The organism is Roseomonas sp. HF4 (genome assembly GCF_005222755.1).
Lineage (GTDB): Bacteria > Pseudomonadota > Alphaproteobacteria > Acetobacterales > Acetobacteraceae > Neoroseomonas.
Genome location: NZ_STGD01000002.1, coordinates 227,911 through 253,436 on the forward strand (window position 1 = coordinate 227,911; position 25,526 = coordinate 253,436).

Annotated in this window: 23 protein-coding genes and 1 pseudogene; 6 read left to right on the forward strand and 18 right to left on the reverse strand. The window is 70.9% G+C overall.

Annotated features, from left to right (window positions below):
- Nucleotides 1-41 precede the first annotated feature (41 nt).
- The 4 genes from E8M80_RS03985 (at nucleotide 42) to E8M80_RS04000 (ending at nucleotide 5,572) form a co-directional block, all read left to right on the forward strand.
- Nucleotides 42-2,339, forward strand: coding sequence for a DUF3141 domain-containing protein (locus E8M80_RS03985; RefSeq protein ID WP_137124362.1), 2,298 nt, complete (start codon nucleotides 42-44; stop codon nucleotides 2,337-2,339).
- Between the two features lie 79 nt (nucleotides 2,340-2,418).
- Nucleotides 2,419-3,339 (forward strand): hypothetical protein, encoded by a 921-nt coding sequence (locus tag E8M80_RS03990; RefSeq protein WP_137124363.1) that lies wholly within the window; start codon nucleotides 2,419-2,421, stop codon nucleotides 3,337-3,339.
- Complete coding sequence (locus tag E8M80_RS03995; RefSeq protein WP_137124364.1) at nucleotides 3,336-4,544, forward strand: adenylate/guanylate cyclase domain-containing protein; 1,209 nt, start codon at nucleotides 3,336-3,338, stop codon at nucleotides 4,542-4,544. The genes E8M80_RS03990 and E8M80_RS03995 overlap by 4 nt, the downstream gene beginning before the upstream one ends.
- 5 nt (nucleotides 4,545-4,549) lie before the next feature.
- The gene (locus tag E8M80_RS04000) at nucleotides 4,550-5,572 is read left to right on the forward strand and encodes a patatin-like phospholipase family protein (protein WP_137124365.1); all 1,023 of its coding nucleotides are present in this window, start codon (nucleotides 4,550-4,552) and stop codon (nucleotides 5,570-5,572) included.
- Nucleotides 5,573-5,575: 3 nt separating this feature from the next.
- Here the strand turns inward: E8M80_RS04000 and E8M80_RS04005 are convergent, their stop codons facing one another.
- The 15 genes and pseudogenes from E8M80_RS04005 to E8M80_RS04075 form a co-directional block, all read right to left on the reverse strand.
- Nucleotides 5,576-6,820: an aminotransferase class V-fold PLP-dependent enzyme gene (locus tag E8M80_RS04005; RefSeq protein WP_137124366.1), complete on the reverse strand. Its 1,245-nt coding sequence runs from the start codon at nucleotides 6,818-6,820 to the stop codon at nucleotides 5,576-5,578.
- The gene (locus tag E8M80_RS04010) at nucleotides 6,817-7,482 is read right to left on the reverse strand and encodes a phosphoribosyltransferase (protein WP_137124367.1); all 666 of its coding nucleotides are present in this window, start codon (nucleotides 7,480-7,482) and stop codon (nucleotides 6,817-6,819) included. Before E8M80_RS04010 ends, E8M80_RS04005 begins: the two co-directional genes overlap by 4 nt.
- A gap of 5 nt (nucleotides 7,483-7,487) precedes the next feature.
- Complete coding sequence (locus E8M80_RS04015; RefSeq protein ID WP_137124368.1) at nucleotides 7,488-8,543, reverse strand: 2-oxoacid:ferredoxin oxidoreductase subunit beta; 1,056 nt, start codon at nucleotides 8,541-8,543, stop codon at nucleotides 7,488-7,490.
- The gene (locus E8M80_RS04020) at nucleotides 8,540-10,378 is read right to left on the reverse strand and encodes a 2-oxoacid:acceptor oxidoreductase subunit alpha (RefSeq protein WP_137124369.1); all 1,839 of its coding nucleotides are present in this window, start codon (nucleotides 10,376-10,378) and stop codon (nucleotides 8,540-8,542) included. Before E8M80_RS04020 ends, E8M80_RS04015 begins: the two co-directional genes overlap by 4 nt.
- Nucleotides 10,366-12,156: an FAD-dependent oxidoreductase gene (locus tag E8M80_RS04025; protein ID WP_137124370.1), complete on the reverse strand. Its 1,791-nt coding sequence runs from the start codon at nucleotides 12,154-12,156 to the stop codon at nucleotides 10,366-10,368. The genes E8M80_RS04020 and E8M80_RS04025 overlap by 13 nt, the downstream gene beginning before the upstream one ends.
- Before the next feature lie 226 nt (nucleotides 12,157-12,382).
- A complete protein-coding gene (locus E8M80_RS04030) occupies nucleotides 12,383-13,309 on the reverse strand; it encodes a 3-hydroxyacyl-CoA dehydrogenase family protein (protein WP_240789878.1) in 927 nt (308 codons plus the stop codon).
- On the reverse strand, nucleotides 13,306-13,917 hold the full coding sequence (ureG, locus tag E8M80_RS04035) for an urease accessory protein UreG (RefSeq protein WP_137124371.1): 612 nt from the start codon (nucleotides 13,915-13,917) through the stop codon (nucleotides 13,306-13,308). The genes E8M80_RS04030 and ureG overlap by 4 nt, the downstream gene beginning before the upstream one ends.
- Nucleotides 13,914-14,669, reverse strand: coding sequence for an urease accessory protein UreF (locus E8M80_RS04040; RefSeq protein WP_137124372.1), 756 nt, complete (start codon nucleotides 14,667-14,669; stop codon nucleotides 13,914-13,916). Before E8M80_RS04040 ends, ureG begins: the two co-directional genes overlap by 4 nt.
- Entirely contained in the window at nucleotides 14,584-15,108 is a 525-nt protein-coding gene (locus E8M80_RS04045) for an urease accessory protein UreE (RefSeq protein WP_137124373.1), read from the reverse strand. Before E8M80_RS04045 ends, E8M80_RS04040 begins: the two co-directional genes overlap by 86 nt.
- An 8-nt stretch (nucleotides 15,109-15,116) precedes the next feature.
- Nucleotides 15,117-16,832, reverse strand: coding sequence for an urease subunit alpha (gene ureC, locus E8M80_RS04050; RefSeq protein ID WP_137124374.1), 1,716 nt, complete (start codon nucleotides 16,830-16,832; stop codon nucleotides 15,117-15,119).
- The gene (locus tag E8M80_RS04055) at nucleotides 16,833-17,138 is read right to left on the reverse strand and encodes an urease subunit beta (RefSeq protein ID WP_137124375.1); all 306 of its coding nucleotides are present in this window, start codon (nucleotides 17,136-17,138) and stop codon (nucleotides 16,833-16,835) included.
- A 173-nt stretch (nucleotides 17,139-17,311) separates the two neighbouring features.
- Nucleotides 17,312-17,611 (reverse strand): annotated as a pseudogene (locus tag E8M80_RS26500) (urease subunit gamma); the annotation flags it as partial.
- Between the two features lie 69 nt (nucleotides 17,612-17,680).
- Nucleotides 17,681-18,397: an urease accessory protein UreD gene (locus E8M80_RS04065; protein WP_170979186.1), complete on the reverse strand. Its 717-nt coding sequence runs from the start codon at nucleotides 18,395-18,397 to the stop codon at nucleotides 17,681-17,683.
- A gap of 206 nt (nucleotides 18,398-18,603) precedes the next feature.
- Nucleotides 18,604-19,737 (reverse strand): zinc-dependent alcohol dehydrogenase family protein, encoded by a 1,134-nt coding sequence (locus E8M80_RS04070; protein WP_137124377.1) that lies wholly within the window; start codon nucleotides 19,735-19,737, stop codon nucleotides 18,604-18,606.
- A 21-nt stretch (nucleotides 19,738-19,758) separates the two neighbouring features.
- Entirely contained in the window at nucleotides 19,759-20,415 is a 657-nt protein-coding gene (locus tag E8M80_RS04075; RefSeq protein WP_137124378.1) for a DUF1028 domain-containing protein, read from the reverse strand.
- A 134-nt stretch (nucleotides 20,416-20,549) separates the two neighbouring features.
- On the opposite strand from E8M80_RS04075, the gene E8M80_RS04080 reads away from it, so the two are divergent.
- Together E8M80_RS04080 and E8M80_RS04085 are read left to right on the forward strand one after the other, a co-directional pair.
- A complete protein-coding gene (locus E8M80_RS04080; protein WP_137124379.1) occupies nucleotides 20,550-22,151 on the forward strand; it encodes an ABC transporter substrate-binding protein in 1,602 nt (533 codons plus the stop codon).
- Nucleotides 22,152-22,153: 2 nt separating this feature from the next.
- Complete coding sequence (locus E8M80_RS04085) at nucleotides 22,154-22,903, forward strand: hypothetical protein (protein WP_137124380.1); 750 nt, start codon at nucleotides 22,154-22,156, stop codon at nucleotides 22,901-22,903.
- Here E8M80_RS04085 and E8M80_RS04090 read toward each other — a convergent pair whose 3' ends face one another.
- From E8M80_RS04090 to E8M80_RS04100, 3 genes are read right to left on the reverse strand one after another with little or no spacing between them, the layout of a single operon-like run.
- A complete protein-coding gene (locus E8M80_RS04090) occupies nucleotides 22,904-23,710 on the reverse strand; it encodes an alpha/beta hydrolase (protein WP_170979187.1) in 807 nt (268 codons plus the stop codon).
- A gap of 5 nt (nucleotides 23,711-23,715) precedes the next feature.
- Nucleotides 23,716-24,726 carry a dimethylarginine dimethylaminohydrolase family protein gene (locus E8M80_RS04095; RefSeq protein ID WP_137124382.1) on the reverse strand — a complete coding sequence of 337 codons (1,011 nt, stop codon included), beginning with the start codon at nucleotides 24,724-24,726 and terminating at the stop codon, nucleotides 23,716-23,718.
- Nucleotides 24,727-24,730: 4 nt separating this feature from the next.
- Nucleotides 24,731-25,522, reverse strand: coding sequence for an ABC transporter permease (locus tag E8M80_RS04100; protein WP_137124383.1), 792 nt, complete (start codon nucleotides 25,520-25,522; stop codon nucleotides 24,731-24,733).
- Nucleotides 25,523-25,526: the final 4 nt, after the last annotated feature.

The following is a 25,526-nucleotide window of genomic DNA, read 5'->3' on the forward strand; positions in this document are numbered from 1 at the left end:
GCCGGGGGCGCAGAACCCCGTCGAACGTCGGAGTGCCGTCCATGCCCGCCATGCCGAACCTGCCCGCCCGCGAACTGGCCAACAAGGCCAGCGAGACGACGACGCGGGTGCTCGACCAGATGCGGTCGCTGGCCGAGGTGATGGCGCGCCACGCGACCCTGGCGATGCCGCCCGCGCCAGATACCGCGGGAGCGAAGGACCTCGCGGCCCGTTTCGCCCGCGCGCCGGGTGCGCTGGCGCAGGACGCGCAGGCCTACATGACCGACGCGACGCAGCGCCTGCTGATGTTCTGGGACGTGATGCGCCAAGCCGGGAACAACTTCGTCGAGCATGAGCGCGCCGGCTGCCCGCCCGTCCTGTTCTTCCCGTACGAGACGGTGGTGGACGGGCGCGACCTGACGCGGCCGGTCAACTACGCGCTGGTGCGCATCCTGCCGCCCGAAGGCACGCGCGCGACCGACCCCAAGCTCCGCCCCTTCGTCATCATCGACCCGCGCGCGGGGCACGGCGCGGGCATCGGCGGCTTCAAGAACGACAGCCAGGTGGGCGTCGCGCTGCGTCGCGGCCACCCGGTCTATTTTGTCGTCTTCTACCGCGAGCCCGAGAAGGGGCAGACCATCCTCGACGTGACGGCGGCGGAGGCGGCCTTCCTCACCCGCATCACCAAGGACCACCCCGAGGCGCCGAAGCCCGTCGTCATCGGCAACTGCCAGGGTGGCTGGGCCACGATGATGCTGGGCGCGGCGGCGCCGGATGCGGTCGGCGCGCTGGTGCTGAACGGCGCGCCGCTGTCCTACTGGGCCGGGGAGAAGGGGCGCAACCCGATGCGCTACCTGGGCGGGCTGGCGGGCGGCGGCTGGCCGTCCTCCTTCATGGCGGACCTCGGCAACGGCAAGTTCGACGGCGCCTCGCTGGTCGCCAACTTCGAGAGCCTCTCGCCCGGCAACACCTGGTTCAAGAAGTACTTCGACCTCTATTCGCAGGTCGACAGCGAGGCCGACCGCTTCCTCGAGTTCGAACGCTGGTGGGGCGGCTACTTCCTCATGACCAGCGACGAGATCCGCTGGATCGTGGACAACCTCTTCATCGGCAACCGCTTCTCCTCCGGGCAGATCGCGTCCGGCGGCGGCGAGACCTTCAACATGCGGGAGGTCAAGGCGCCGGTGATCGTCTTCGCTTCCTCGGGCGACAACATCACGCCGGTCGGGCAGGCACTGCGCTGGATCGCCGACGTCTACCGCGACGAGCAGGAGATCAAGTCGCTCGGCCAGACCATCGTCTACCTGCTGCACGACCAGATCGGGCATCTCGGCATCTTCGTCTCGGGCGCCGTCGCGAAGAAGGAGCATTCCGAGATCGCGACCACGCTCGAGATGATCGAGGCGGTCGCACCCGGCCTCTATGAGATGCGCATCACCGGCCACGAGGGCACGGGCAGCAACGAGGAATGGCAGGTCGAACTGGTCGAGCGGACAATCGCCGACATCCGCACGCTCTCCGGGGAGGCGAGCAACGAGGCCTTCCCCGCCGTCGCCAAGATCTCGGAGATGAACCAGCATCTGTATGACGTGCTGGCCTCGCCCCTCGTGCGCCAGTTCGCGACCGAGGCGAGCGCCGAGGCGCGCCGGCAGGCGAGCCCGATGCGCACGCGCCGCTACATGTTCAGCGACCTCAACCCCTTCATGATGCCGGTGCGGGCCATGGCCGGCATGGTGCGCCAGCACCGCGCACCGGCCGCGCCCGACAATCCGTTCCTGGCGATGGAGCGGGCCTGGGCCAATGCGGTGGAGCGCAGCATCGACGGCTGGCGCGACATGCGCGACGCAGCCATGGAGACCGCCTTCCACGCGATCTACGGCGGCCTCGCGGCGGTCGGCGTCACGGGCGACGACACGGCGGCCGAGGCGGAGGCCGCGCGGCGCTCCGTCGCGGTGGAGCCCGCGAACCTCGCCGAGGCGCGCGGCCGGGTCGCCACCGGCGGCTATGCCGAGGCGGTCATCCGCATGATGATCCTGCTGGCCGATGCGCGGGGCGGCGTGCGGCGCTCGCGCCTCGCGCGGTCGAACGCCCTGCTGACGACCGAGCCGCCCTTCGTCGGCATGAGCCCGGCCGCGCGCCAGGCCATGATCCGCGAGCAGACCGTCATCGTGACCCTGATGCGGGAGCAGGCGCTGGCCACGCTGCCCGCCCTGCTGCCCGAGGCCGCCGAGCGCCGGAAGGCGCTGGCAGCGGTCGAGCATGTGGCCGGGCCGGACGACGAACTCGGCGACAAGGCGCGGGAGATGCTGGTGCAGATGCGCGAGACGCTCGGCCTCGGCCCCCGGATCGCCGCGGCCTGACGGGCGGCCTGCGCCGGGGGACTTTCCACCGGGGGCATCGAACGGTCTAGGATGCCGGGCCATAGTTCCGGCGAGGCCCATGGGCGCTCAGCCCGAGACCAACGACGCGGTTCTTGACCTCGCCTTCGGCGCGGCTGGCCCCGCTGGCGCCCTTCTCCGCGCCGAAGCCTGCATGATCGGGCGACGCAACGGGCCGGCCGACGTGCCGGGGGCGGTGCGCCGGGCCCTGGCCGCGGCCGGCGGGAGCGCCGAATTGACGCGCCCGATGGCGCGTGCCGCCCTTGCGATCGGCGAGGCGGTCGAGCGCCACGGCGCCGCCTTCCCGCCGGGCGCCGAGCCCGCCTATCACGACCGCCACCACCAGGCTGAAGCCGTGCTCGCCATGGGGTGGCTCGCCGGCGCCGCGCGGCGGATCGGCTTGCTGGACACGGCGGGGACGGACCTCGCCGTCGCGGCGATGGCGGCGCACGACCTGCTGCATGACGGCAAGGTCCATGCCGAGCGCGGAGTGCTCGAACGGCGCTCGGCCGATGCGGCCGCCGGGATGGCCGCGGCAGCTGGCGTCGATGCGGGTGCCATCGCCGCGCTGCGCCGCATCGTGCTCGCCACGACCTGGCCCTGGGAGGAGGCGGAGGCGCCCGACCTGCTGTGCCGGCTGGCGCGGGAGGCGGACCTTTTCGGCAGCGCGTTGCCGGTGCTCGGCCCGCGCCTCAGCCGCATGCTGGCGGCGGAGATCGCAAGGGCAGGACAGCCCGCGCCGGACGACGTCGCGACGCATGCGGCGCGCGTGGCTCTGCTGGGAATCCTGCCGCCGCCGACGGCGCCGGCCCGCGCGCTGGGTCTCGACGCCGCCCGCGACGCGCAGCTCGCCGCCTATGCACGCGCCGCCGACAGCCTCGCGATCAGCCCGCCGACGCCGGAGGCGGGTGCGGCGGCGCTCGATGCCATGGCGCCGGCGGATGCGGAAGCGCTCCTCGCCCGACAGGAGCGCGCGCCATGAGGGCGCCCGCGCACGGCCTGCCGCTGGCGATCGGCCTGATCGGCGCGGCGGCGCCGGGCCTGGCGTTGATGGCGACCGCGATCTTCGCCGGTGGCCCCGGTTCCGTCCTGGCCTACGGGCTGGCGGCCGCGGGCGTGCTGGCCACAGGGCTCGGCCTCGGCATCGCCGCGCACCGCGTGCGGCGCGGCCTCGCAGCCCTGGAGCGCGAGGCGGAAGATGTCCGGCGGCTCGACCTCGGCGATCCCGTGCCGGCGCCGGGCGGCGCGGCGGAGGTGAATGCGCTCGGCGCGGCGATGGGCGGCATGAAGTCGGCGCTCCGGCTGTTCAGCGTGTACGTGCCGCGCGACCTGGTACGAAAGCTGATGGCCGAGGGCGCGGAGGCAAGCCTCGGCGGCGAACGCCGGCGCCTGACCGTGATGTTCAGCGACGTGCAGGGCTTCACGGGCATCGCCGAACGCATGGACCCGGAGGAGCTGATGCGCATCACCTCCACCTATTTCCAGGCGGTGACGGATGACCTGCTGGCGCAGCACGCGACCATCGACAAGTACATCGGCGACGCGGTGATGGCGATGTGGAACGCGCCGAAGCGCGACCTGGCGCACGCCAGGCACGGCTGCCACGCCGCGCTCAGCGCGAAGCGCCTGACGCTGCGCCTCGAAGCGGAATTCGCGGCGCGGGGCTGGCCCCGCATGCGCACGCGCTTCGGCGTGCACAGCGGCGACGCGGTGGTCGGCAATGTCGGATCCTCCGACCGCATGTCCTATACGGCGATCGGCTCGATGGTGAACCTCGCCTCGCGGCTCGAAGGCATGAACAAGATGTACGGCACGCAGGTCCTGGTCTCCGAGGCCACGCGCATCGGGGCCGGGAGCGGCTTCGTCTTCCGCCCCGTCGACCTGGTGCAGGCGAAGGGCGCGCAGGACCCGATCGAGGTGCATGAGCTGGTCGGGCTGTCGGCCGCGGGGGATCCCGGCGGGGAGGACATGGTGGCCGACCCAGGGCTGGTCGCGCGCCTGCCGGCCTGGGGGGAGGCGATCCGCCGCTTCCGCGCAGGGCAGTTCGACAGCGCGGCCGAGGCACTGCGCGAGGCCGGCGACCCGGCCCAGGACCCGCTCGTCGCGGCCTATGCCGCACGCATCGCACGCTTCCCAGAGGGGCCGCCACCCGGCTGGTCGCCCGTGACGCGGCTGGACAGCAAGTAGCCCGGATGCCGAGACGGAACCGCAAGCCGATCAAGCTCGCGCTGCAGGGCGGCGGCTCGCACGGCGCCTTCACATGGGGCGTGCTCGACCGGCTGCTGGCCGACGACCGGCTGCAGGTCGAGGCGCTGGTCGGCACCAGCGCGGGCGCAATGAACGCGGCGATCGTGGCCGACGGGCTGAATGCCGGCGGGCCGGAGGAAGCGCGGCGGATGCTCGACGCCTTCTGGGAAGGGGTCGGCGCCAGCTTCGCCTTCTCCCCGGTGCAGCCCACGCCCTTCGACCTCTGGTTCAGCCCGGGGAACATGGACTTCTCGCCGGCCTGGCGCGTGGCGGACGTGCTGATGCGGCAGTTCTCCCCCTACGAGTTGAACCCCGGCAACCGCAACGGCCTGCACGAGCTGATCGAGCAGGTGGTGGATTTCGAGCGGCTACGTCGCGCGCCAGGGCCGGCGCTGTTCGTGTGCGCGACCAACGTGCTGACCGGGCGGCTGCGCGTGTTCGAGCGCGCCGAGATGAGCGCGGACGCCGTGATGGCCTCGGCCTGCGTGCCGCTGCTGTTCCAGGCGGTCGAGGTCGAGGGCCAGCATTACTGGGACGGCGGCTATTGCGGCAATCCGCCGATCTTTCCCCTGATCTACATGGGCGGCGCGCCCGACATCGTCATCGTGCAGCTCAACCCGATCAACATCCCTGAGGTCCCCCGCGACATCCGCGCCATCGTCGACCGGATGAACACGCTCGCCTTCAACTCGTCCCTGATGCGCGAGATGCGGATGATCCGCTTCGTGACCGACCTGATCGACCAGGGGCAATTGCCGAAGGACCGGCACCTGCGCTGCTTCATCCACACCGTGGATGCCGAGGCGGAACTCGCGGCGCTGAACGCATCGTCCAAGATGAATGCGAGCCAGGGGTTCCTGCACCACCTCCGCGCGCTCGGCGTCGCGCGGGCGGAGGCGTTCCTCACCGAGCATTTCGATGCGATCGGGGAGAGATCCTCGACCGACATCGTGGCGAAGTTCCTGTAGCGGTCAGTAGGTCCGCTCGTTCGCGCCGATGCGGCTGTTCTGCCCGCCCCGCGCGGCCGCCACGGCGCGCGAGACGGCCTCGACATACTCCTCGGCGACGCTGCGGTGGATCGGGTTGAGGTGCAGGTGGATGCCGTCCGGTTCCTGCTGCCGGCCGACCAGCCAGCCCTCGGCGTCGAGCGCCGCGGCCACCTTGCCGATGTCGAGCGTCGGGTCCGTCGCGCGCCAGACGAAGATGCCGATGTCGCTCGGCTGCAGCACGCCGAGGCCCGGGATGGCGGCGATGCCCGCCATCATGATCGCCTTCGCCTCCATGATGAGGCGCGCGCAGCGGAGGTAGCCCTCCTCGCCCAGGTGGTTCATCGCCGCCCAGGCGGCGGCGACGGCGCCGCCCGGTCGCGTGCCCTGGGTCGTGTAGGCGGCATAGGGCCCGCGCTGCCAGGCGCGGCTTTCGAATTTGTGCCATTCGCGGTCGGCCGCATCGGCCACCAGCAGCAGCGAGGCGCCCTTCGGCGCCATGCCGTGCTTGTGGATGTCGGCCGAGAGCGAAGTCACGCCCGGGACCGACAATTCGAAGGCCGGGATGTCGTGGCCGAGGCGGCGCACATAGGGCGCCAGGAACCCGCCGACGCAGGCATCCACGTGCATCCAGGCACCGCGGCGCGCCGCGAGCGCGGCAAGATCCGCGATCGGGTCGAAGGTGCCGAAGGGGTAGTTCGGCGCCGATCCAACGAGCGCGACCGTGTCGTCGTCCATGCGCGCCGCCATGGCAGCGACATCGGCGCGGAGATCCGCGCCCACGGGCACGCGGCGCACCTCGAGCCCGAGCGCCTCGGCCGCGCGGTCGAAGGTCAGGTGCGCAGTGTCGGGCAGCACGATGTTCGGCCGCATCTTGCCGCGCCGCGCGCGCGCGCGGTTCCGCGCCGCCATCATGGCCAGGAAGATGCTTTCCGACCCGCCGGAGGTGAAGGTGCCCCCTGCCCCCTGCCCGCCGCCGAGCAGGGCGAGAGACATGCCGATCACCTCGTCCTCCAGCGACTTCAGGCTCGGAAAGGCGCGCTGGCCGAGGTTGTTCTCGGTCCAGTAGGCCAGGTAGGCCTGCTGCTGGACACGCTCGAGGTCCTCGTCGAGCCAGTAGAAATAGACGGCGAGGCGGCCGCGCCGCCAGTCGCGGTCCTGCGCCTTGCGCTCGCGGAGCGCGGCCAGGATGGCCTCGGCTGGGCGACCTTTGGCGGGGATCTGGCTCATGCGTCCGGCGTCCCTGGCATTGCGTCGAGGAGCGCGAGGACTTCCTCGTCCGTCAGCTGGTGGAAATCGTCGTAGCAGCCGCCAATGCCGCGCGGGATGGCGGAGACCTCAGCGCAGACGATCCGGTCCGCCTCGGCGGCCAGCGCATCGATGCTGTCCTGCGGCGCGACGGGCACGGCCAGGATCAGCGGCTGCGCCCCCTGGGCCCGCAGCGCGCGCAGCGCGGCACGGGCGGTGGCGCCGGTCGCAAGGCCGTCATCGACCAGGATGGCCGGCCGGCCGCGCGGGTCGGGCCGCGGGCGATCCCGGAGATAGACGGCGCGGCGGCGCTCGAGTTCGCGCGCTTCGGCCGCCTGGACGCGCAGGATCTCGGCCGGCGCCAGGCCGCTGACCGCGACGATGTCGGCGTTCAGCACCGGCGCCTCGGCTCCCTCGGCAAGGGCGCCGAACGCCAACTCCTCATGCCAGGGTACGCCGAGCTTGCGCACGAGGAAGGGCTCGAGCGGCGCGCCGAGCGCCCGTGCCACCGGCGCCGCGACCGCGGCACCGCCGCGCAGCAGGGCGTAGACGATGGGGCGGTCCAGGCGCAGGCCGCGCAGCAGCGGCGCCAGCCTCTCCCCCGCCTCGCGGCGGTCGCGGAAGAGCGGCGCGCCGCGCGGCATGGCCGTCAGCGCAGCGAAGCGTTGATCTTGTCGAGCGCCGCGGCCCCGGGGCAAAGCTCCGCGTCGCCGAGCGCATTGAGCGGCGCCGGCACGGTGCCGAGGTGCTCGTGCAGGGCCGAGGGGTTTGGTTCGACGTAGATCAGGCCCGTGACGATCTCGCCCGCCGCCTTGCGGTCCAGGATGTGGTGCATGGCGGAGGCGCGGTTGGTCGGGTCGTGCCCTTCGTGCAGCTTGCGCAGCCGGAGCAGCGAGCCGTCGTGCTGCGTCACCTCGGTCACCTCGCCGGGCGCATAGGCGACCGTGATCTCGGCCCGGTTCAGCATGATGTCGAGCTTGTTCAGCGCGTCGTTGTGCTCGCGCACGTAGTCGTATGACTTCGTGCTGCCGGGGTGGTTGTTGAAGGCGACGCAGGGGCTCAGAACATCGAGGAAGGCGGCGCCCTCGTGCAGCAGCGCGGCCTCGATCAGCGGCACGAGCTGTTCCTTGTCGCCCGAGAAGGACCGCGCGACGAAGGTCGCGCCGAGTTGCACCGCGATGGCCGCGAGGTCGATCGGCTGGTCGGTGTTGATGGCACCCTTCTTGGCAACCGAGCCGAGGTCGGAGGTGGCCGAGAACTGACCCTTGGTCAGCCCGTACACGCCGTTGTTCTCGACGATGTAGGTCATGTTCACGCCGCGGCGGATGCTGTGCGCGAACTGGCCGAAGCCGATCGAGGCGCTGTCGCCGTCCCCCGAGACGCCGAGATAGACGAGGTCCCGGTTCGCGAGATAGGCGCCCGTCAGCACGGACGGCATCCGCCCGTGCACGGAATTGAAGCCGTGCGCGGCACCGAGGAAGTAGGTCGGTGTCTTGGACGAACAGCCGATGCCGGACAGCTTGGCGATCCGGTGCGGCGGCAGGGAGAGGTTGAAGCAGGCCTGGATGATGGCTGCGCTGATCGAATCATGCCCGCAGCCGGCGCAGAGCGTGCTGATCGCGCCTTCGTAGTCACGGCGTGTCAGGCCGATCGCGTTCGTCGGCAGCTTCGGGTGGTGCAACTTGGGCTTCGGCAGGTAGCTCATGGCGTGGCCTTGCGGAAGGGAAGGACATTCGCGGAACCGGCGCGGTCCGCGATGGCGGCCTGGATGAAGCGCGCGGTGATGGGCGTGCCGTCGTAATGCAGCACCTTGATCAGCCGCGCGGGGTCGATCTCCTCCTCGTTGATGAGGAGGGTGCGAAGCTGCGCGTCGCGGTTCTGCTCGACCACGAAGACGCGGTCGTGGTTCGCGACGAAGTCCCGCACGTCATCGTGGAACGGAAAGGCGCGGATGCGCATGGCGTCGAGGTGGACGCCCTGGTCCTCCAGCGCCGCCAGCGCCTCCCGCATGGCGGCCGACGATGATCCGTAGAAGATGACGCCGTCGCGCGCGGGCTGCTTCGCCGGGATCGTCACCGGGCGCGGCACCACCGACTTCGCGGTGGCGAACTTCTTCAGCAGGCGCTCCATGTTGTCGACATAGGGCGCGCCTTCCTCGGTGTACCGCGCGTAGCGGTCGCGCGAGGTGCCGCGCGTGAAGAACGCCCCCTTCTCCGGATGCGTGCCGGGCCAGGTGCGGTAGGGGATGCCGTCGCCGTCCACGTCGAGGTAGCGGCCGAAGGTCTTGGCCTCGTCCAGCTGTTCAGCGTTCAGCACCTTGCCGCGGTCCATCCGCCGCGCCGGGTCCCAGGCGAAGGGCGCGCAGAGCCAGTCGTTCATGCCGATGTCGAGGTCGAGCATCACGAAGACCGGCGTCTGCAGCCGGTCGGCGAGGTCGAAGGCGTCCGCGCCGAAGGCGAAGCACTCGTTCGGGTCCTCGGGCAGCAGCATCACGTGCTTGGTGTCGCCGTGGCTCGCATAGGCGGCGCTGAGCAGGTCCGACTGCTGCGTGCGCGTCGGCATGCCCGTGGAGGGGCCGGCGCGCTGCACGTCGAAGATCACTGCCGGGATCTCGGCGAAATAGGCGAGGCCTACGAATTCCTGCATCAGCGAGATGCCGGGCCCGGAGGTCGCGGTGAAGGCGCGCGCGCCGTTCCAGGATGCGCCGATGACCATGCCGATGGAGGCGAGTTCGTCCTCCGCCTGCACGATGGCGTAGCGCTTGGCGTCCGTCTCCGGGTCCTTGCGCAGGCGGCCGCAATATTTCTCGAAGGCTTCCGCGAGCGAGGTGGACGGCGTGATCGGATACCAGGCGCAGACCGTCGCGCCGCCGTAGACGGCGCCGAGCGCCGCGGCCTGGTTGCCGTCGACGAAGATACGCTCGCCGACCGCATCCGCGCCCTTCAGGCGCAGCCCGATCGGGCAGGACAGGTTCTCCTGCGCCCAGGCGCGGCCCATCTCGAGCGCGGCGAAGTTCGCGGGAACGAGCTTCTCCTTGCCCTTGAACTGCGCGGCGATCGAGCCCTTCACGGCCTCGGCGTCCATGTCGAGCAGCGCCGACAGCGCGCCGAGATAGACAATGTTCTTGAAGAGCTGCCGTTGCCGTGGGTCGGAATAGGCGGCGTTGGTGATCTCGGTGAGCGGGCAGCCGATGACGGTGATGTCGTCGCGGAAGCGCGACTTCGGCATGGGGCGCGTCGAATCGTAGAACAGGTAGCCGCCGGGCTCGATCTCGGCGATGTCGCGGTCCCAGGTCTGGGGGTTCATCGCGACCATCATGTCGACGCCGCCGCGCCGGCCCATGTGGCCGGCCTCGCTGACGCGCACCTCGAACCAGGTCGGCAGGCCCTGGATGTTGGACGGGAAGATGTTGCGCGACGCGATGGGGATGCCCATGCGCAGGATGGATTTCGCGAACAGGCCGTTGGCCGAGGCGGAGCCCGATCCGTTGACGTTGGCGAACTTGACGACGAAGTCGTTGGTCGCGGTTATCGGCTGCATGCGTGGGCCTTCGGCTTCGCTGTCTCGAGCAGGAATTTCTGCATGTCCCAGGCACCCGTCGGGCAGCGTTCGGCGCACATGCCGCAATGCAGGCACACGTCCTCGTCCTTGACCATGACGCGCCCGGTCTTGAGCCCGTCCTGGACATAGAGGTCCTGGTAGAGGTTGACCGCCGGCGCCTTCAGGTGCGTGCGCAGCTCATCCTCCTCCCCGTTGTCGGTGAAGGTGATGCAGTCGGTCGGGCAGATGTCGACGCAGGCGTCGCATTCGATGCAGGTCTTGGCGTTGAACACCGTCTGCACGTCGCAGTTCAGGCAGCGCTGCGTCTCGAGGTAGGCCATCTCCCGGTCGAAGCCGAGCTCGACCTCGACCGTGATGTCGCGCAGCGCCTTCTCGGGCGGGATGTGCGGCACCTTGTAGCGAAGGTCGGGCGAGACCGCGTTGTCATAGGCCCATTCGTGGATGCCCATCTTCTGGCTGGCGATGCGCACCTCGGGCGGCGGGCGCTGCGCGACGTCCTCGCCGCGGCAGAACAGGTCGATCGAGACCGCGGCCTCGTGGCCATGCGCGACCGCCCAGATGATGTTCTTAGGGCCGAAGGCAGCGTCGCCGCCGAAGAAGACGCGCGGGTTGGTGGACTGGAAGGTCGCCTGGTCGAGCTTCGGCAGGCCCCACCGGTCGAACTCGACGCCGGCGTCGCGCTCGATCCAGGGAAAGGCGTTCTCCTGGCCGATCGCGACCAGCACCGCGTCGGCCTCGATGGTCACGTCGGGCTCGCCGGTCGGCAGCAGTTGGCGCCGGCCCTTCTCGTCATACTGCGCGGCGACCTTCTCGAAGACCATGCCGGTGAGGCGGCCGTTGTCGTGCAGCACTTCCTTGGGCACCAGGAAATTGAGGATCGGGATGCCTTCGCCCAGCGCGTCCTCCTTCTCCCAGGGGGATGCCTTCATCTCCTCAAAGCCGGAGCGGACGACGACCTTCACCTCCTCGCCGCCGAGGCGACGGGCGGAGCGGCAGCAATCCATCGCGGTATTGCCGCCGCCGAGCACGATCACGCGCCGTCCGACCTCCTTCACATGTCCGAAGGACACCGAGGCCAGCCAGTCGATGCCGAGGTGGATATGCGCGGCGGCCTCGGCCCGGCCCGGCACGTCGAGTTCACGCCCGCGTGGAGCGCCGGATCCGACGAAGACCGCGTCATAACCTTCGTCGAGCAGCGCCTTCAGGCTGTCCACGCGGCGGTTCTGGTGGCTGACCACGCCGCCGCGGTCGAGGATGTAGCCGCATTCCTCGTCGATCACTTCTTCCGGCAGCCGGAAGCGCGGGATCTGCTGGCGGATGAAGCCGCCGGGCTTCTTCTGTTCGTCAAAGACATGCACTTCGTAGCCGAGCGGCGCCAGGTCGCGCGCCACGGTCAGGCTGGACGGCCCGGCGCCGACGCAGGCGATGCGCTTGCCGTTGCGTTGCTCCGGGATCGCCGGCATGCGGTGCGACACGTCGCCTTTGTTGTCGGCGGCGACGCGCTTGAGCCGGCAGATCGCAACCGGCTGTTCCTCGACGCGGCCGCGCCGGCAGGCGGGCTCGCAGGGGCGGTCGCAGGTGCGGCCGAGAATCCCCGGGAAGACGTTGGAATGCCAGTTGACCATATAGGCGTCCGCATAGCGGCCGGCCGCGATCATGCGGATGTATTCCGGAACGGGCGTATGGGCCGGGCAGGCCCACTGGCAGTCGACGACCTTGTGGAAATACTCCGGGGACGAAATGTCCGTCGGCTTCACGCGCGCAGCCTCCTTCGTGCTGGATGCCGAAACGCGTCGGGACGGCAGTCGGCCATGTGAACCGATGCACTCGAAGAACCAGGGATCGGTCGCTGAGCCAGCGCCGTCGTCATTCCTGCCCGTCACTCCCCGCCGTTGAACGGCTGACGGAGCCTCGCACGAAGCGCGCGGCAGGGGCAATCCGCTGATTCATGGTGCACCGCAGCGCGGCCGCATAGCCGCAGCTTCAGGGCTCGTCCCGCAGGATCCGCGCCGCGGCCAGCATGGCTCGTTCGTAGCGCGCCCGTTCCTTCGCCGTGACATCCGGCGGCCAGTCGCGGAAGCCGCGTCCGGTCTTGGGGCCAAGCCGGTTCTCGGCCACCAGCCGCGCGAGCGTCGGGCTGGGATCGGGAGAGTTGCAGAGCGAGGGGTAGATGGTCCGCCCGGCCTCGAGCTGCGTCTCGAGCCCGGCGAGTTCCTTCTGCGTGATCGGCCCGGCCGCGGCGTAGCGAAAGCCGAAGCAGTAGCGGACGGCCCGGTCCACATCCTCGGCCGTGCCCAGGCCCTGGTCGATCACGGCGAAGGCCTCGCGCATCAGCGCGTGCTGGATGCGGTTGGCAAGGAAGCCGGGCACGTCGCGCGCGACGCGGATCACCTTGCGATCGAGACCGTCCATGATGGCCGCGACGGTGTCGCAGATGGCCGGGTCGGTATGCTCGCCCTGCACCACCTCGACCCCGGGGACGATGTGCGCCGGCAGGAAGAAGTGCAGGTTCGCGCAACGCGCCCGCGTCGCGATGTGCCCCGCGATGTCGGTGATGCGATAGCCGGAGGCGTTGGAGACGACCGGGACATGCGCCGGCACCAGCGCATCGAGCCGCGCAAAGACCTCGCGCTTCAGCGGCAGGCGCTCGGGCACCGCCTCGATGACGATCTCGACCGAGGCGTAGTCAGGCGCGGCGATGTCATCCAGCAGCGCGAGATGCACGGCCTCCGCCGGGTCGCCGTCCAACTGCCCGATCGATTGCCGGACGCGGGCCTCGGCCTCCGGCCAGCGTACGGCTTCCGGCTCCACCGCCGTCACGCGCCAGCCGCCGGCCAGGAAGATCGCCGCGATGTCGCAACCCATCAGCCCCATGCCGAGGATGACGGCGTGGCGTCGCCCGGCGTTCACGCCGCGATCCCCCCCTGGCGCAGCACGAAGTCGGCGATCTCGGCCAGGCCCTTGTTCTCCTTGAGGTTGGTGAAGACGAAGGGACGCTGGCCGCGCATCTTCCGCGCGTCGCGGTCCATCACCGACAGGTCGGCGCCGACCAGCGGCGCCAGGTCGATCTTGTTGATCACCAGCATGTCCGACCGCGTGATGCCGGGCCCGCCCTTTCGCGGGATCTTGTCGCCGGCGCTGACGTCGATGACGTAGATGGTCAGGTCGGCTAGTTCCGGGCTGAAGGTGGCCGCGAGGTTGTCGCCGCCGCTCTCGATGAAGAGCACCTCCAGCGAGGGGAACTTCTCCACCATGTCGTGCACGGCGGCGAGGTTGATCGAGGCATCCTCGCGGATCGCGGTATGCGGGCAACCGCCGGTCTCGACGCCCGCGATGCGCTCGGGGTCGAGCGCGCCGGCGCGCGTCAGGAACTCCGCATCCTCCTTCGTGTAGATGTCGTTGGTGATGACCGCGATGTCGTGCCGGTCGCGCAGGTGCCGGCAGAGCCGTTCCGTCAGCGCGGTCTTGCCGGAGCCGACGGGGCCGCCGATGCCGACGCGGAAGGGACCGTTCCTCATGATCTGAAAAGCCTCGTGTATTGCGTCTCGTGACGGATGGAGAGGATGTCGAGGACCGGGCTCGATGTGCCGAGCCGGTCGAGGTCGGCGGCCAGCGCCGCATCGACCGCCGCGGCGACGACCGGAAGAAGCGCCGCCGTCGCCTTCTGCCCGTCGGTCTGGCCGAGCGGCACCAGCCGGACACCGGCCGAGACGAGGTTGGCCGCGAAGGCCGAAAGATAGCCGAAGACCGCCTGGTCCAGCGGCACGCCGTGCGCAGCGGCGGCGGCGCCGAAGGCGACCGCATGGACGATGCGGCGGGGATGGCGCGCCGCGAAGGCGGCCAGCCGTGGCTCGGGCCAAGCCGCGAGGGTGACCGACATGAACGCCGTGCCCTGCCCTTCGGCCTCCAGCGCCGTCTCGGGCGTGCCGCGCCAGGCGGCGCCGAGTTCCGCGATGTCGTCGAGCGCGCGGGTGCGGCCCGCCACCATCGCCCGATGCACCGCCGCCAGAAGCGCGCCATCGACGCGCCCGGCGCCGACGCGCAGCGCCGCCATCACATAGGCGACGAGGTCGTCGCGGCCCCGCACCGCGCCATCCTCGACCGCCGTCTCGAGCCCATGGCTGTAGGTGTAGGCGCCGACCGGATAGGCCGGCGACAGCCAGGCAAGCAGCCGGTAGAGCGCCTCAGTGCTCGTGGTCGTGGTGATGGTCGTGGTCGCCGTGATGGTGGTGGTGGGGCTGGTGGGCCGGGCTGTGGTTGTGCTCCCCATAGGCGCCGCCCTCCGGGTCGAAGGGGGCGTCCACGCGGCGAAGCGTGGCGCCTAGCCCTTCCAGCATGTGCACGATGACGTGGTCGTCGCGGATCAGCAGCCGCTCGCCCTCGATCTGCGTCGGCAGGTGCCGGTTGCCGAGATGCCAGGCGAGGCGCGCGAGATGCTCCCGCGACGCGGCCGTGATCTCGACCAGCGGCTCGGGTGCCGCCTGCACGCGCACGAAGCCGCCGGTCGCGAGCGCGAGCCCGTCCCCGTCGCGCAGCACCGCGGCCTCCGGCAGGTCGAGCAGGAAGGTGAGCCCCCCCTGCCCCGTATACAGTTTGCGGCGCCGCCAGCGGTCGTCGAAATCGACCAGCACGGTGTCGCGCGCCTCGGCCTCGGGCCATGTGCCGGCGCGCCTCACCTCGGTCGCGCGGGGCGTGTTCTCCTGGTCCATGCGGGTCCTCAGAACAGGAAGTAGCGCTGCGCCATCGGCAGCACCTTGGCGGGTTCGCAGACCAGCAGCACGCCGTCGGCGCGCACCTCGTAGGTCTCGGGGTCGACCTGGATGCGCGGCAGGGCATCGTTCAGCACCATGCTGCGCTTGGAGATTCCGCCGCGGCAGTTGCGCACGGCCGCGAGCGGGCGGGACAGGCCGAGCCGCCCGCCGACATCCTCCGCGATCGCGGCCTGGGATACGAAGGTGAGCGAGGTCGCGCGCCGCGCTCCGCCGAAGGCGCCGAACATCGGGCGGTAATGCACCGGCTGCGGCGTGGGGATGGAGGCGTTGGGGTCGCCCATCAGCGACATGGCGATGGCGCCACCCTTCAGGATCATCTCGGGCTTCACGCCAAAGAAGGCGGGGCTCCAGAGCACCAGGTCCGCAAGCTTGCCGACCTCGAGGCTGCCCACGTGGTCCGCGACGCCCTGGCTGATCGCGGGATTGATCGTGTATTTCGCGATGTAGCGCTTCGCGCGAAGGTTGTCGTTCTCGCCGCTCTCGGCGGGAAGGCGGCCGCGCTGCACCTTCATCTTGTGGGCGGTCTGCCAGGTGCGGATGATGACCTCGCCCACGCGCCCCATCGCCTGGCTGTCGGACGACATCATCGAGATCGCGCCGAGGTCGTGCAGGATGTCCTCGGCCGCGATGGTCTCCTTTCGGATGCGCGATTCCGCGAAGGCGACGTCCTCGGCGATGCGCGGGTCGAGGTGATGGCAGACCATGAGCATGTCGAGATGCTCGTCCACCGTGTTCACCGTGTACGGCATGGTGGGGTTGGTCGAGGACGGCAGGATGTTGCCCTCGCCTACCAGCCGCAGGATGTCGGGCGCATGGCCGCCTCCGGCGCCTTCGGTGTGGAAGGCCTGCAGCACGCGGCCCTTGATGGCCTTGATCGTCTCCTCGACGAAGCCGCTCTCGTTCAGCGTGTCGGTGTGGATGGCAACCTGGATGTCCATCGCATCGGCGACCGACAGGCAGGTGTCGATGGCCTTGGGCGTGGTGCCCCAGTCCTCGTGCAGCTTGAGGCCGCAGGCGCCGGCGCGGATCTGCTCCTCGAGCGCCGCCGGCAGCGCGGCATTGCCCTTGCCGAGGAAGCCGAGGTTCATCGGGAAGGCCTCGGCCGCCTGCAGCATGCGCGCCATGTGCCAGGGTCCGGGCGTGCAGGTGGTGGCGAGCGTGCCATGCGCCGGCCCCGTGCCGCCGCCGAACATCGACGTGACGCCCGAGGCCAGCGCCTCCTCGATCTGCTGCGGGCAGATGAAGTGGATGTGCGGGTCGATGCCGCCCGCGGTCAGGATGCGGCCCTCGCCCGCGATGATCTCGGTGCCCGGCCCGATCACGATGGTCACGCCCGGCTGAGTGTCCGGGTTGCCGGCCTTGCCGATGGCGGCGATGCGCCCGTCCCTCAGGCCGACATCGGCCTTGATGATACCCGTCACCGCGTCGAGGATCAGCGCATTGGTGATGACGGTGTCCATCGCGCCGGCCGCGCGCGTCACCTGCGACTGGCCCATTCCGTCGCGGATGACCTTGCCGCCGCCGAACTTCACTTCCTCCCCATAGGTGGTGAGGTCGCGCTCCACCTCGATGATGATGTCGGTGTCGGCCAGGCGCACGCGGTCGCCGATGGTCGGGCCATACATGCCGGCATAGGCGGCGCGGGAGATCCTGGTCGCCATCTACAGCGCTCCTTCCGTCTCGCCGCGGAAGCCGTGCACGATGCGTGCGCCGGCGAATTCCACCAGCCGCACCTTGCGCGTCTGGCCGGGCTCGAAGCGGACCGCCGTGCCGGCGGCGATGTCGAGCCGCCGGCCGCGCGCGGCGGTGCGGTCGAAGCGCAGCATCGGGTTGGTCTCGGCGAAGTGGTAGTGGCTGCCGACCTGCACGGGGCGGTCGCCGGTATTCGCGACCTCGACCTCGATGGCGGCGCGGCCGGCGTTCAATTCGATGTCCCCGGCGGCGGGGATGATCTCGCCCGGGATCATCGGCGGGGTCCTTTCGCGGGGGCGGCAGGCTTGCGGCGGGCAGCAGGCTTCGTCTTGGGCTTGGGTTTCGCGCCGGCCTTCGGCTTCGCCCGTGCGGCGGCCCTGGCCGTCGGTCCGGCCACGACCTTCGCCTTCGCATTGCCCGCGGGCTTCGCCTTCGCCGGCGCGGCGTCGCGGATCGGCTCGTGCACCGTGACGAGCTTCGTCCCGTCCGGGAAAGTCGCCTCGACCTGGATCTCGTGGATCATCTCGGCGATCCCGTCCATCACCTGGGCGCGGGTCAGCACCTTCGCGCCGTCGCGCATGAGGTCGGCGACGCTTCGCCCGTCCCGCGCGCCCTCCACCACGAAATCCGTGATCAGCGCGACGGCCTCCGGGTAGTTCAGCCTGAGCCCGCGCTCGAGCCGCCGGCGCGCGACGATCGCCGCCATGGCGATCAGCAGCTTGTCCTTCTCCCGGGGCGTCAGGTTCATTCCGATCCACTCCTCCAGACCGTGGGGCGAAAGCACAGCAAGCACCGCGCCATCATGGCCGTTCCCCGCTCAGCACGTCCACAGCCGGGGCAGCGCCGCCGGCAGGCCGAAATGCCGGGCGCGCACCATCCGGATCGCGCTGCCGAGACCCTCCCGCACCGTCGCGGCAGGGCCAAGCCACCGCGCCAGCATGAGGCCGGGCCGCAGAACGGTGGCCGCGATGCCGGCGTCGCGCAGCCCGTCTCGCAGCCGCGCCAGCGGGTTCGGGTCGGCCAGCAACAGGGTGGCGCTCGCCTCGGCGCCCGCGAAGCCGAAGGGGTTCGCCAGCATCGCCGCGACATCGCCGTCGAGTGCCAGCCCATCGGCCCACACCAGGGCACCGCCCCGCCGGATGCGCCAGGTGTCGAGCAGGCTGCCCCGGGTCAGCGCCTCGCCGCGCGCATGGCGGCCGAAGACCAGCATCTCCGCCATCAGCAGCACGGCATCGGCGGCGATGTCGGCCTCCAGGCGGCGCGCCAGCCGCGCGCCCTCGAACAGGATCGTCTCCTGCGGGATCCATTCGAGCCGCGCGCCGGGCCCGACCTCGATCCGCGCCGCCACGCGCGTCTCGGGGCCGAGGCTGCGGTAGATCTTCTCGGCCGCCGGCGTCGAGACCGTGGCCGCCGCGCCGGCATCGAGCGCCACCGAGATCTCCACCTCGTCGCCGCCCGCGAGCCCGCCCGCCGTGTTCACCAGCGCCGCCAGCGGCGCCTCCCCCGGTTCCGGCGTCGGGAACAGGATCCGCATGGGGGATGCCTGGTGCAGGTCGGCCAGCCGCGTCGCTCCGCGCGCGACGGCGAAACGGAGGGAAGCGCCGCCGCGCGAACGCTGGTGGCTGGGCGTGGCGGCAGGGCGCGGCATGAAGCGCCAGACTGCCACGCCGCCGCAGGGTTGCAAGCGCGGCCGGGCTGCACGGGTCCTGGGCAGGCCCTGCCTCAGGCGCGTGCAGCGCCTCAGGCGTTGGGGCGCAGCATCTGGCGCAGGACGCTGCCGTCCGAGAGCAGGTCGAACCCCTCGTTGATCTGGTCGAAGGTGATGTGGCTGGTCTTGAGCTTGTCGACCGGCAGCTTGCCGCGTCGATACAGGCCAAGCAGGCGCGGCAGGTCGCGCTCCGGCACGCAGGAGCCCATGTAGGACCCGCGGATGCTCCGTTCCTCCTGCACCATGCTCGCATGCAGATACGACACGGAGGCGTTCACGTTGGGCAGTCCCGCGCTGATCGTGCTGCCGCCGCGCGCGGTGATGGCGATGGCGAGTTGCATCGCCGGGATGGTCCCCGCGGTTTCGATCACCGTGTCGAGCCCGCCATCCGTCGCGTCCCGCACTTGCGCCGCGCAATCCTCGTTGCCCGCGAGGAAGACGTCGGTCGCGCCCCATTGCTTCGCGAGTTCCAGCTTCTGGGGATTGGTGTCGATGGCGACGATCCGCTCCGCCCCGGCCGCGACCGCCGCGAACAGCGCATTCATGCCGACGCCGCCCAGGCCCACGACCGCGATGCCCTCCCCCGCCTCGAGCCCCGCCGTGTTCAGCACCGCGCCCGCGCCCGTCATCACCGCGCAGCCGAAGATCGCCGCGTCGTCGAGCGGGATATCGCGGCCGATCTTCACCGCCGAGCGCCGCGCCACCACCGCATACTGGGCATAGAGCGACAGGCCGGAATTGTGGTTGATCGGCGTGCCGTCCAGCCGCTTCAGCCGACGCGCGCCCGTCGGCAGCTGCCCCGCCTGGCGGAAGGCGTTGCCGGTCGGGCAGATGTTCGGCCGCCCGCGCACGCAGTACCGGCAATTGCCGCAGGACGGCGCGAAGACGGTCACGACATGGTCGTCGGGCTTCACGTCGGTGATGCCGGAGCCGACCTCGCGCACGATGCCCGCGCCCTCGTGGCCGATCACGATCGGCAGCGGGCGCGGGCGCTGGTTCTCGATGGTCGAGAGGTCGGAATGGCAAAGCCCCGCCGCGGCCACCTCGATCAGCATCTCGCCGGGCCCGGGGCCCTCGAGTTCCACCTCCTCCACCACCAGCGGACGGGACGTGGCGTAGGGGCGCGGCTTGCCCTGCTCGAACAGGATGGCGGCCTTGATGCGCATGGGCGTGTCCTCGGTTCTTCTTCAGATGATCGGCGCGTCTTCGGGGTCGATCGCGCGCTGCACGAAGCCGTCGGCGAGCGGCGCGTATTCCGCCCACAGGCGGCGCAGCGCCGGCAGCGGGTGCGGGTCCTTGTCCACGCGGAGGTCCACATAGGGGAAGCACTCGCGATGGACGACGAGCAGGCAGGCGGAGGTGACGTCGCCATGCTCGCCGCCCGCCGCCTCCCCGGCTTCCAGCGCGCGCAGCAGGCGTTCGGTCAGCGCTTCGTCCGACGCAGCAAGGAACGCCTCCGCCATCGCCTCCGCCACGCGGGGGGAGGAGAGGATGTTGCCGATCGCCACCACGTCCCGGCCGTGCGCCACGCCGCGCTCGGGCTTCACGCGTTCGCCGTCGAAATGCGCCGTGCCGCCCGCCGCATCCATCGCCGCGAGCTGCCGCCAGCGGTGATGCGGCGTCGAGGCGACCAGCGCCGCGATCGTCTCCTGCGCCGAACACCCGGACCGCAGCAGGTCGAGCCCGCGCGGGCCGAGCCGCGGGTCGGTGCGGTGTTGCGTCAGCATGCCGCCGACCCCGGCCGCCAGGAAGGGCACGCGCGTGCCCACCGCGATGGAGGAGGTCGTCACCGCCGCACCGAACTGGCCGGTCCGCGCGCATCGCCCGAGAAGCGAGAAGGTCATGGCATCCCTGTCCGTCGGCTGCCGCATTGAAGGGCGGCGCGGCCGCGCCGTCCAGGCGGTGGACAGGCGGTGGACAGGCGGTGGACAGGCGGGGATGCGATGTCATGATGCCGCCCGCAATACGGAAGGGCATCATGGCAGACCGCAGAACCTCGATCCTGGCCGGGGCCGCCGCCGCGGTGCTGGCCTTCTCGGGCGCGATGGCCCCCGCGGCGGCGCAGCAGCCCGCGCCCTCCGGGACGCTGCGCGTGGTGCTGGCCAATCCGCTGGCGAGCCTCGACCCCGTGGTCTCGACCGCGGCCTTCATCCGCAACCACGGCTTCCTCGTCTATGATCAGCTGTTTGGCCTGGACAGCCAGGGCGAGGCGCGGCCGCAGATGGTCGATCGGCACGAGGTCTCGGCCGACGGCATGACGCATCGCTTCACGCTGCGCGACGGCCTCGCCTTCCATGATGGCCAGCCGGTGCGCGCGGCGGATGCCGTCGCCTCCATCCGGCGCTGGTCGCAGCGCGACATCGCAGGGCGCGCACTGGCCGCGGCGACCGCGGCGATGGAGGTGGTGGACGACAAGACATTTACCATCCGCCTGTCGCGCCCCTTCGGCCTGGTGACCGAGGTGCTGGCCCGTCCGACCGCGAGCGCGCTGTTCGTGATGCCGGAACGCATCGCCTCCACCCCCGCGAACGTCGCCTTCACGGACCCGACCGGCTCCGGCCCCTTCATCTTCCGCCAGCAGGAGTACCTGCCGGGCGAACGCGCGGTCTATCTGCGCAACCCGGCCTATCGCCCGCGCAGCGAACCGGCGGACGGGCTGGCGGGCGGCAAGGTCGCGCTGCTCGAGCGCATCGAATGGCTCGGCATCAACGACCCGGCGACGGCCGCGGCCGCGCTGCAGTCGGGCGAGATCGACTTCATCGAGCAGCCGACACCCGACGTGCTGCCGCTGCTGGCGCGCAACCGCAACATCCGCACCTTCCAGCTCGACCCGATCGGCTCGATGGTCTGGCTGCGCCCGAACCACACCCAGCCGCCCTTCAACAACCCGGCCGCGCGGCGGGCGCTGCTGCATCTCGTGAACCAGCAGGAGAACCTGCAGGCGGTCGGCGTCGCGCCGGCCGAACAGGTGCCCTATTGCCCGGCCTATTTCCTGTGCGGCACGCCGCTCGAAAGCAACGCCGGCGCCGAGGGGCTGCGCGAGATCAACCTGGAGCGCGCGCGCGCCCTGCTGCGCGAGGCCGGCTACAACGGGGAACGCGTCGTCTTCCTCAATGCCACGGACAGCCCGGTCAACAACGCCGTCACGCTGACCATGGCGGAAAACATGCGTCGCGCCGGGCTCAACATGGACGTGGTCGCGATGGACTGGGCGACGCTTTCGCAGCGGCGCAATCGGCGCGAGCCGGTGGAGCAGGGCGGCTGGAACCTGTTCGTCACCGTCGCCAACGTCCTCGATGCCCAGAACCCGCTGGTCAACGTCTATCTCGGCTCGCCGTGCCAGGGCGGCCCCGCCGGCTGGCCCTGCGACGAGGAACTCGAGCGCCTGCGCCGCGCCTGGTGGGAGGAAGCCGACCCTGCGAAGCGCCGGCAGATCCTCGACCAGGTGCAGGCCCGCGCGACTGAATCCCTCCCCTACATCAATGGCGGGCAGTTCCGCCGCCTGGCCGCGCACCGGACCAACATCGAAGGGCTGCGCCCGACCATCATCCCTGTCTTCTGGGGCGTGACGAAGCGCTGACCATGGAAACCATCGCCATCGCCGAGGCCGGCTACCGCTTCATCCCGGCCGTCATGCAGTATTCCGGTGGCGTCGCGGCGCTGCCGGGCTTCCGGCTCGAACGTGTGCGCTTCGCCGAACCCCTGCCGATGGCCGAGGGCTGGCGGCGCATCGCCGCCATCCTCGACGCCGCGGGCCGCCCGCGCACGGCCTTCGCGGCCTGCGAACTCCGTTCCCCCGCGCCCTTCACCGAGGCGGGCTTCGCCACCTTCAACGCCGGCTACGCCGCCGTGCTCAACGACTGGGGCGTGCTGCGCGACGGGCGCAACCCGATCGCGCGCAGCAATGTCTGCCCGCGCCACGCGCCGCCGCCCGAGCCCTGCTTCCACGCCTTCTGCTTCACCGTGCCGGACGCCGATGCCGCGCCGTCCTTCGCCGTTGCCGGCAGCGGGGAGGCGGCGGAGGGCAAGGGCTCCTACCGCGATAACACCGTGGCTTACGGCGACACCTCGCCCGAGGGGCTGCTGAACAAGGGAATCTGGGTGCTGGGCGAGATGGAGCGCCGGATGGGCCTGCTCGGCCATAGCTGGGCCGGTACGACGGGCGTGCAGGCCTATACCGTGCATCCGCTGCCGCCGGCCCTGGCCGCCGGGATGGCCATGCGCGGCGTGCTGCGCCACGGCCTCACCTGGCAGGATTGTCGCCCGCCGGTGGAGGGGCTGGATTTCGAAATGGATTGCCGCGGCATCGGCCTGGAGCGCGTGGTCGCCTGATCAGGCCGCGAGGCGCGGCTCGAGGAAGGCTTCCACCGCCGGGAAGGTCCCTTCCCCCGAATGCCCAACGCCCGGAACGCGGTCGAGCACGGCGTCGATTCCGGCGGCCCGCAGGCTCGCGGCCAGCGCCTCGATCCGCGCGATGCGGGTCGGCCCCTGCGCCTCGGCCCCGCGCACCCAGAGCGGATGGCCGGGCGGGACGCGGATGACCTCGGTCTCCGTGTCACCCTCGCCCACCACCAGATGCACCGCCACACGGCGCATCGCCGCGAGGTCGGGCGCATGGCCGAAGACAGCGGCGAAGTCCTCGGTGCCCGCCCACCAGGGCAGCGTGGGGTCGAGCAGCGTGACGTAGCCGGGCGCACCGATCGAGACCGCGTGCAGCCGGTGCGGCTGCAGCAGCAGGAAGCGCAGCGCGAACTGCCCGCCGCCCGAATAGCCGGCCAGCGCAAAGCGGTCGGTCGCCAGGTCGACGCGCCGCGCCGCGTCCTCGACCATCGCGAGCAGCGCGTGATCGTAGCGTAGGCCCCGGAACAGGCCGAACTTGTAGCCGGGTTCGTCGTCGGGCGCGGTGCTGCCGATCGCGAAGAGCGGCGCCAGCACCACGGCGCCGGTGCGTTCGCTCAGCGGCACGCAGAGGTCGCGCAGCGCCTCGGGCCGGCGGTCGCTGCCATGGACGGCGACCAGCAGCGGCGCCGGCCCCTCGCGCCGCCGTGCCGGAACATGGAGGCAGTAGGGAAAGCGCGGTTCGGCGGCACAGGCGAAGAAGGGCGTGGCACCCTCCATCGCAGGTCGCCAGCCGGGCATGCCGCTCACAGCGGGTCGCGCACCAGGGGCGCCGTCGAGCAATGGATGCCCCCGCCGCCGAGATAGACGCGGTCGTATGCCACCAGGCGCACGGAAATGCCCGCCTTGTCCAACGCGTCCTGCGTGCGCGGGCCAACCTGGTCGCTCATCAGCACGCGCCCCGGCGCCACCGCCAGGCAGTTGATCGCCCAGGACGGATCCTCGTGGGTCAGCGGGATCATCCGGATGCCGAGGCGCTTCAGTTCCTCCATGAAGGTGAAGGGCAGGATGACGGGGTTCACCAGCGCGACATCGTGGCCGAGCATGACGAAGGCGCCGTCGATGTGCAGCCGGTAGCCAGGGATCTGCACGCGGATCAGCCGCGTGCCCTGCAGCGCCAGCACCTCCTCCATCTGCCTGGCGCCTTCCTCGTTGACGCGGGAGGAGACGCCGATCACCGCGACATCCGGGCGGATGTACGCGAACGACCCGCCCTCCATCAGGCCGGTGCCGGCGATGGTGCGCAGGATTGGCATGCCGATGCCGGCCAGCGTCTCGGTCACCGCGCGTTCCTCCCCGCGGCGGATGCGCGGGCCCATGCGCGTGACGACGGCGCCGCCATCGATCCCGATGCAGGAATCCCGAGTGTAGACCGACTTGTGCCGGCCGGGCGCGGCGCGATGGAGCATGACGACCTCGACGCCTTCCTCCCGCAGCGCGGCAGCGAGCGAATCGTGCTGCGCCTGCTGCTCGGCGAGCGGGGGAATGACCTCGCCCCGCCAATAGGCGCCGGTTGCGGGGTCGCCATAGGCGCCGAGTTCAGGGATGAGCGGCAGGCCGTCGAGGACCTTCATCTCCTCGCCCGGGCGGTGCATCAGCACGACGCGCAGCCGGCCGATGTCGGAATTGCAGCCCCAGCGGCGGCCCCAGCCGGCTTCCTGCTCGGCCGTGCTGTTGAACGGCGGGTCGGGCTCGCTCGCGAAGCGCTCGATCAGCATGTTGTAGCGGTGGTCGAACTCGCTCATCGCCTGGGCCATGGCCTCAGCCTCCCTCGGTGCGCCGCCGGAGCGCCCGGTCGGCCAGCAGCAGCAGCAGCGTGAACAGGATCAGCAGCACGGCCACGGCGGCCATGGCGGGGTCGAGGTTCTCGTTGATCCCGTCCCAGATCCGGCGCGGCAGGGTGAAGACGTCGCGGGATGCGATGAACAGCACCATCACGAGCTCGTCCCAGGAATGGATGAAGGCGAAGATGGCGCCCGAGAAGATGCCGGGCGCGATGCGCGGCAGGATCACCCAGCGCAGCGTCTGCGTGAGCGACGCCCCCATGCCCCGCGCAGCCTGCTCCAACCGCGGGTCGAAGGCCGCGAGCGCGGTCGAGACGGTGATGACCACATAGGGAATGCCCGTCACGCCATGCGCGATGACCACGCCCATGAACCGGTCCAGCAGGTCGAGGGCGCCGAAGTAGCGATACAGCCCGATGGCGTAGACGATGGACGGGATGATCAGCGGCAGCAACATCAGCACGCGGATCAGCTCCGTCGCGCGGCGGGAGATGCGCCAGCAGCCGATGGCGCAGAGCGTCCCCGCCACGACGGACAGGACCGTTGCGGCCACGGCGATGGTGAAGGACTGCCAGATCGAGCCGAGCCATTCCGGGGAGGCGAGCACGGTCCGGAAATGCTGCAGGCTGAGCCCGTCCTTCGGCAGCGACAGGAAACGCTGGTCGGTCAGCGCAACCGGCACCACGATCAGGATCGGCAGCACGAGATAGAGCGCCGTGGCCCAGGCCAGGCCCCGCCCGGCGGGCCCGGGACGATAGGTGCCGTCCATCCGC